At 74.3% G+C, this 6,969-nt stretch carries 4 protein-coding genes; all 4 read right to left on the bottom strand.

Annotated features, from left to right (window positions below):
- Positions 1–94: 94 nt before the first annotated feature.
- The 4 genes from leuA to Q6969_RS11445 all read right to left on the bottom strand — a co-directional run bounded on the left by leuA (position 95) and on the right by Q6969_RS11445 (position 6,809).
- The gene (leuA, locus tag Q6969_RS11460; protein ID WP_317230557.1) at positions 95–1,861 is read right to left on the bottom strand and encodes a 2-isopropylmalate synthase; all 1,767 of its coding nucleotides are present in this window, start codon (positions 1,859–1,861) and stop codon (positions 95–97) included.
- 237 nt (positions 1,862–2,098) lie between these two features.
- On the bottom strand, positions 2,099–4,660 hold the full coding sequence (locus tag Q6969_RS11455) for a phosphatidylglycerol lysyltransferase domain-containing protein (protein ID WP_317230556.1): 2,562 nt from the start codon (positions 4,658–4,660) through the stop codon (positions 2,099–2,101).
- On the bottom strand, positions 4,657–6,048 hold the full coding sequence (locus Q6969_RS11450; protein ID WP_317230555.1) for an alpha/beta hydrolase-fold protein: 1,392 nt from the start codon (positions 6,046–6,048) through the stop codon (positions 4,657–4,659). The genes Q6969_RS11455 and Q6969_RS11450 overlap by 4 nt, the downstream gene beginning before the upstream one ends.
- 80 nt (positions 6,049–6,128) lie before the next feature.
- Complete coding sequence (locus tag Q6969_RS11445) at positions 6,129–6,809, bottom strand: response regulator transcription factor (RefSeq protein ID WP_317230554.1); 681 nt, start codon at positions 6,807–6,809, stop codon at positions 6,129–6,131.
- Positions 6,810–6,969: the final 160 nt, after the last annotated feature.

Raw genomic sequence — 6,969 nt, 5'->3', positions numbered from 1 at the left:
CGGACGCCGTCCCCGCCCTGGGCGGCGGCATCGCCCCGGACGCGACGACGGCCGGGCGTCGCCGCCCGGCCGTCGTCCCCGTGGTGCCGCGGGATCAGACCCCGGCGAGCTCCGGCGCGCGCACGCCGCGGCGGATCGCCCGGTTGACGCCGGAGACGATCGCCTCGAGCGACGCCGTGGAGCTGTCCTCGTCGATGCCGACGCCCCACAGCCGCACGCCCTCGACCTCGAGCTCGACGTAGGAGGCCGCCCGGGCGTCGCCGCTCGCGCTCAGCGCGTGCTCCACGTAGTCGAGGAGCCGGACGTCGACGCCCTGGTCGGCGAGCACCTGCAGGAACGCGGCGATGGGCCCGTTGCCGGACGCCTCCGCGCCGCGCACCTCGTCGCCGTCGCGGAGCTCCACCTGGAGGGACACCGAGCCGCCCATGTCGCTGGACGTGCGGGTGGACGTGAGCTCGAACCGGCCCCACTTCTCCTCGGAGCGCTCGACCGGCGCGGGGAGGTACTCGTCCTGGAAGATCGACCAGATCTGCGCGCTCGTGACCTCGCCGCCCTCGGCGTCGGTCTTCGCCTGGACCACGCCCGAGAACTCGATCTGGAGGCGGCGGGGCAGGTCGAGCGAGTGGTCGGCCTTCAGCAGGTACGCCACGCCGCCCTTGCCGGATTGCGAGTTGACGCGGATCACGGCCTCGTAGGAGCGGCCGAGGTCCTGCGGGTCGACGGGCAGGTACGGGACCGCCCAGGGGATGTCGTCGACCGTCACGCCCTGGGCCGCCGCGGTGGCCGCCATGGCCTCGAACCCCTTCTTGATGGCGTCCTGGTGGGATCCGCTGAACGCCGTGTACACGAGGTCGCCCGCCCACGGGCTCCGCTCCGGCACCGCCAGCTGGTTGCAGTGCTCGGCGGTGCGCTTGATGGCGTCGAGGTCGCTGAAGTCGATCTGCGGGTCGATGCCCTGCGTGAACAGGTTGATGCCGAGCGCGACGAGGTCGACGTTGCCGGTCCGCTCGCCGTTGCCGAACAGGCACCCCTCGATGCGGTCGGCGCCGGCCAGGTAGCCGAGCTCGGCAGCCGCGACGGCCGTGCCGCGGTCGTTGTGCGGGTGCAGCGACACGATGATCTCGTCGCGGCGGTCCAGGTGCCGGCACATCCACTCGATCGAGTCGGCGTAGACGTTCGGGGTCGCCATCTCGACGGTGGCGGGCAGGTTCAGGATGACCTTCCGCTCGGGCGTCGGGTCGAGGACCTCGACGACGCGGTTGCAGATCTCGGCCGCGAACTCGAGCTCCGTGCCGGTGTAGCTCTCCGGCGAGTACTCGTAGAAGACGTCGACGTCCGGGATCGTCCTCTCGTACTCGCGGCAGAGGCGCGCGCCCTCGAGCGCGATGTCGATGATGCCCTGGCGGTCGGTGCGGAACACGACCTCGCGCTGCAGGACGCTCGTGGAGTTGTACAGGTGGACGATGGCCTGGCGGGCCCCGCGGATGGACTCGTAGGTGCGGGCGATGAGGTGCTCGCGCGCCTGCGTGAGGACCTGGATGGTCACGTCCTCGGGGATCGCGTCCTCCTCGATGAGGCTGCGGACGAAGTCGAAGTCGGTCTGGCTGGCCGACGGGAACCCGACCTCGATCTCCTTGTAGCCCATGCGCACCAGCAGGTCGAACATGATGCGCTTGCGCTCGGGGCTCATCGGGTCGATGAGCGCCTGGTTGCCGTCGCGGAGGTCGACCGCGCACCAGCGCGGGGCCTCGGTGATGCGTCGGGTGGGCCACGTGCGGTCGGGCAGGTCCACCCGGATCTGCTCGTGGAACGGGCGGTACTTGTGGATCGGCATCCCGCTGGGGGTCTGCGTGTTCTTCATGGTCGTCTCCTCGTGCGTGTCGGGGTCAGCCGTGACGGGACTCCGCGACGAGGAGGGCCGGTTCAGGCCTCGCCGCGGCGACTAAGGAGGAGGCGGCCGGACTGCATGCGACCACGGTACACCGCGTCCGCGCGGCTCGGCACCCGGGGGCGCGCCCCGAGCACCCGACTGCGCCGGACGGCCGCACCGGGACCGCGGCCGGCCCCGCGCCCGGGCAGCCGGCCGCATCGGCCCGGCTCAGCGCGCCGAGCGGAGCACGCGCGTGAGGTCGCGGACGGACGTGGACGGCAGGTACGCGCGGGTCAGCGCGAGGCCCACCGCGGGCAGGAGCGTCGCGTCCGGGTAGGCCATGATCAGCGGCACGAGCTCCGGCTGGAACTTGCGCTTGAACTCCAGCAGCGAGCGGAAGCCGTACACGGGCTCGAGCGAGTCGGCGAGGAACTCCAGGATCCGCTCGACCGCGCCCTCCTGCCGCTCCCCGCCCTCCTCGGCGGCCGTGCCGCCCCGCGGCGCGGTCGCGCGGGTCTGCGCGAGCGGCGCCGCGGAGAGGCTCATGAACTCGATGCCGTCCTCCTTCATCCGGACGGCCGAGCGCGCGATGAGGAACTCCATCACGCCGTTGATCCCGTCCGGCCGGCGGCGCATGAAGTCCAGGGTCCAGCCGACCACGACGTCGTCGCGCCAGGTGGGCAGCCAGCTCGTGGCGGCCTGCACGCGGTCGTCGGCGTCGACGGCGAGCATGAGCCGGACGGCGGGATCCCGCAGCTCCTCCACGCCGCCGAGGGTGAAGCCCATCTCGGGCAGCTCCTTCTCGGCCACCCACTCCTCGGACATCTGCTCGATCTGGCTCGCCCAGGCGATCGGCAGCTCCGCCCACGTTGTCCACTCGGCCCGGATCCCCGCCCGGTCGGCGCGGTTGATGGACGTGCGCACGTCCTGCCACCTCTTGCCCGTGGTCTGCCACGTGCCCGGGCGCACCACCGTCTCCTCCGCCACGACGAGGGTCTCCCAGCCCATGTCGCGGAACAGCGGCGACATCGACGCGGGCACGCTGTAGAACACGGGCGTCCATCCGTTGTCGTCGGCGAAGCGCGCGAACTGGCCGAGCACGTCGCGGAGCGCGTCGTCGTCGTCGGGCGGCCCGAGCGGCGCGGCCGTGGTGATCGCCACGCTGCCGACCACGCGGTACGCGACCACCGTCCGGCCGTCCGCGGCGATCCAGTACGAGTTGCCCGGCCAGGTCGCCATGTGGGACAGCGACCCGACGGCTCCCCGGCGGAGCGCCGGGCGCACGAGCGCCTGCGCGCGCGGGACCGACGCGATCCGCACGTCCGCGATGGCGCGGAGGCCGGCGACCACGAGGATGATCCAGAACGCCGGCCCGACGCCGCGGTAGACGAGGTCGGTGAGGGGGTCGGTCGGCAGGAAGTCCAGCGACTCGCCCCGGAGGAACGACGCCGGGATGAAGCGGTCCGGGGCCTCGGCCAGGAGGTCCCGGAGGTCGACCGTGCGCGTGAAGCCGTCCGAGAGCGCCAGCCCGACGGCCACGAAGAGCGCCATGAGCCCGGCGAGGGCCGCCCCCGTCGTCACCAGGAAGCGGCGGATGGCGGGGGCCGTGGACAGGATCGTGAAGTGCCGCCGGAGGAGCACCAGCACGATCGCGCTCCCCAGCGGCAGCAGGACGGACGCGACGAGCGCGGCCACCGCCTCGGGGTGCGCGGAGGGCGAGGCCGACAGCCGCGGCGACACCATGTCGCGGTGCACGAGCATCCCGAACGCGTAGGCCGCGAGGACCGCGAGGAGCAGGTTGACGCTCACGGCGAGCCACACCGCGAAGCGGCGGCCCCGCGCGAGCCCGTAGGCCGCCACGAGGAGGGCGAGCAGCGGCGCCACCGACAGCAGGACGGGGCCGATCCCCCCGCCGATGCGCGCCAGCATGATCTCCTGCAGGCAGTCGTGCGTGAAGTCGCTCGAGAGGCACCGGGTGGAGATCGCGTCGCCGGGATCGCGGTCGTCGACGAACAGCAGCGCGATGGGCGCGAGCGGGCCGTAGCGGCTGCGCGACAGGAGCGCGATGACCGGGCCGGTGCCGAGGATCGCCACCACGGCGGCGAGCATGACGCGCACCTCGTGGTGCGAGCTGCGCTGCCAGAGCGCGCCGCCCGCCGGACGGTGCACGACCGCCCCGAGGACCCCGCCGACGAGGATGGCGAGGAGGCGGTAGAGGTCCGACGGCTGCCCCGAGTAGAGCAGGAAGACGAGCACGACGACGACGAGCACCACGCGGATCCGCCGACGCCAGAGCACGCCGGCCCACGCGCTCGAGAGGGCGAGGACGCCCGCGACCGCGGTGAGGGGATCCGCCGTGGCGATGCCGCGGACGCCGTGGGACCAGAGCTCGCCGTCGACGAGGCCCAGAGCCTGCACGGCGATGCCGAGGAGCGAGCCCACGGTGCCCGTGAGGACGAAGCCGAGGAGGGTCCGCCACGCGCCCATGAGCCGCTCGGCGACGCCCACGAGCACGAGGATCGCGACGAGCGAGACGCCCAGCTCGACGGGGCCGTCGGTGAGGAAGGCGGCGGTCGCCGTGGTCCACCAGTGGCCCCGCTCGACGACGGGGACGTAGCCGGTGGCGAGCTGGTGGTGCACCGTCCGCCGCCAGTCGTCGGACACCGCGGGCAGCACCGCGAGGGCCAGCACGACGCCGGCCAGCGCGAGCGCGACGGGCTGCGCGAGCAGCCGCGAGCCGAGCGCCCGGGCGGCGCCGGTCACCGTGGGTCCGCCGCGACGCGCGCTCATCGGGCGATCCCGAGCCGCTGGCCGAGCTCGGGCAGCGCGTCCTGGGAGCACCACTGCACGGTGCCCCAGTCGTGCGCGGTCCCCGGCGACGTGGTGAGGCGCGTGGTCATGCCCGCCGCGCGCGCCGCGGCCTCGACCTGCTCCACCTGGGGGCGGTACTGCTCGTCGTCCTCGCCGACGCAGAAGTATCCGGCCATGTCGGAGTACGGGGCCCGGGACGCCATGATCGCCGCGGGCGCCGCCGCCGCGTACTGCGCCTCCGACCCCCCGAACGCGACCGCGACGGTGTCGTCGCCGATGGTCGGGGCCGTCTCCCCCGACATGTCCACGATCGAGCCGAACAGCTCGGGATGCGCGGAGCCGAGCTGGGTCGAGCACGTGCCGCCCTGCGAGAAGCCCATGATCGACCACGCGCTCCGGTCGGGCAGCACGCGCAGGTGCGTCCGGATCCACTCCGGCACGTCCACCGTGAGGTAGGTGGCGGAGTCGCCGAGCGGCGAGTCCACGCACATCGGGTTGTCGTCGGGGGCGCCGAGCTGGTCCGGCACGACCACGATGGGCGCGAGCCCGTGGTGCGCCGCCGCGTAGGCGTCCATGATGCGGTCGAGCCGGCCGGAGGCGAAGAGGTCGATCGGGGATCCCGGCTGGCCGGACATGGCGATCACGACGGGCAGGGCGGGAGCGTCGTCCACGAGTGCGGCGGGCGGCAGGTACACGAGCGCGTCGCGCGCGGCGAAGCCCGACCGCGTGGCGGGGATCGTCGTGGACCCCAGGCGACCGCGCGCCGGCAAAGTGCCCGCCGCCGTCCAGGCGTCCTCGATCGGTCCGTCCGCAGCCGGGGCGGCGCCGCCCGGGCTGGGCAGGGCCGCGAGGTCGAGCGGCAGCACGCGCGTCAGGCCGAACGCGGCGGCCACGTTGGGGTACTGCTCGATGTCGGCGTTGATGCCCACGGCCGCGGCGAGGACCACCAGCGGGACGAGCACGATGCCGAGCGCCGTGTGCAGCGCGCGCAGGGGGCGGGACGGCGGTCGCGTGCCCCCGACCCCCGTGACGCTGCGCCGGCCGCGGGCGAGGGCGATCACGGCGAGCCCCAGCCCCATGCCGCCGAGCGCGGTCCACCCCCGGGTGCCGGTGGACAGCACCACGTCGAAGAGGTCGAGGACGTCCCCGAGGACGAAGGCGAGCGCGAGGCCCGCGAGCGCCCCGAGGCCCGCGGCGAGGGCGGTCTCGGCGAGGGCGCGCCGCGGATCGGCCGGCCGTGCCCCGCGTAGCCGGCGGGCCCGCATCGCGACGAGGGCGAGGAGCACGAGGAGGACGAGCGGCGCGATCGCGGCCACGGTGACGGTGGCCGGGGAGATGAGCGGCAGGTCGGCGAGATCGTGGAGCACGGGGGTCCTCTGGTGCGGGAGCGAAGGCGTTCGAACTTAGCCCACGACCCCCCGGGGAACGCCGCGCGTCCGCCGTGCGGCTAGCCCTGCGGCTGCGTGCCCGTGAGCCGGTGCTCGAAGGCGAAGACCACGAGCTGCACGCGGTCCCGCAGGCTGAGCTTGGCGAGGATGCGGCTGACGTGCGTCTTGACCGTCGCCTCGCTGAGGAACTCGGCCTGGGCGATCTCGGCGTTGCTCAGCCCGCGCGCGGCGAGGACGAAGATCTCCCGCTCCCGGGAGGTGAGCGCGGCGAACGCGGGCGGCGCGACGCGGGGCGCGGAGCCCGGGTCGAAGTGCTCGAGCAGCTGGCGGGTCGCCGAGGCGGCGATGACCGAGTTGCCGGCGTGCACGGTGCGGATCGCCGCCAGCAGGAACTCGGGGTCGGCGTCCTTGAGCACGAACCCGCTGGCCCCGGCGCGGATGGCCCGCGCGGCGCTCTCGTCGAGGTCGAAGGTGGTCAGCACGAGCACGCGGGGCGGGCGGTCGCCGCGCGCGTCGGCGGCACGGAGCACCTCCGCCGTCGCCTGGATGCCGTCCATCACGGGCATGCGGATGTCCATGAGGATCACGTCCGGCCGCTCGGCGCGCGCGAGCTCCACCGCCTCCTGGCCGTTGGCCGCCTCGCCGGCGAACTCGAGGTCGGGCTGCGAGGAGATGAGCATGCGGACGCCCGTGCGGAACAGGGCCTGGTCGTCGACCAGGGCGACGCGGATGGGGGGCATGGGCGGGGAGGGTCCTTCGATCGGCGGTGCGGGTGGGAGGGTCAGGATCCGGCGGGCCGGTCGTCACGCGCTCGGCGTGCGGCGGAGGCGGCCCCGCGGGCGGCGGCGGTGCGATGCGGGCTGACAGGCACCCCGGGCGTGGCGGTGCCGGCGGCGGCCG

The sequence above is a fragment of the Clavibacter sp. MX14-G9D genome, assembly GCF_032917815.1.
GTDB classification, from domain to species: domain Bacteria; phylum Actinomycetota; class Actinomycetes; order Actinomycetales; family Microbacteriaceae; genus Clavibacter; species Clavibacter michiganensis_K.
Note: the sequence above shows the minus strand (reverse complement) of the source record. Positions and strands in the feature narration are given on the sequence as shown.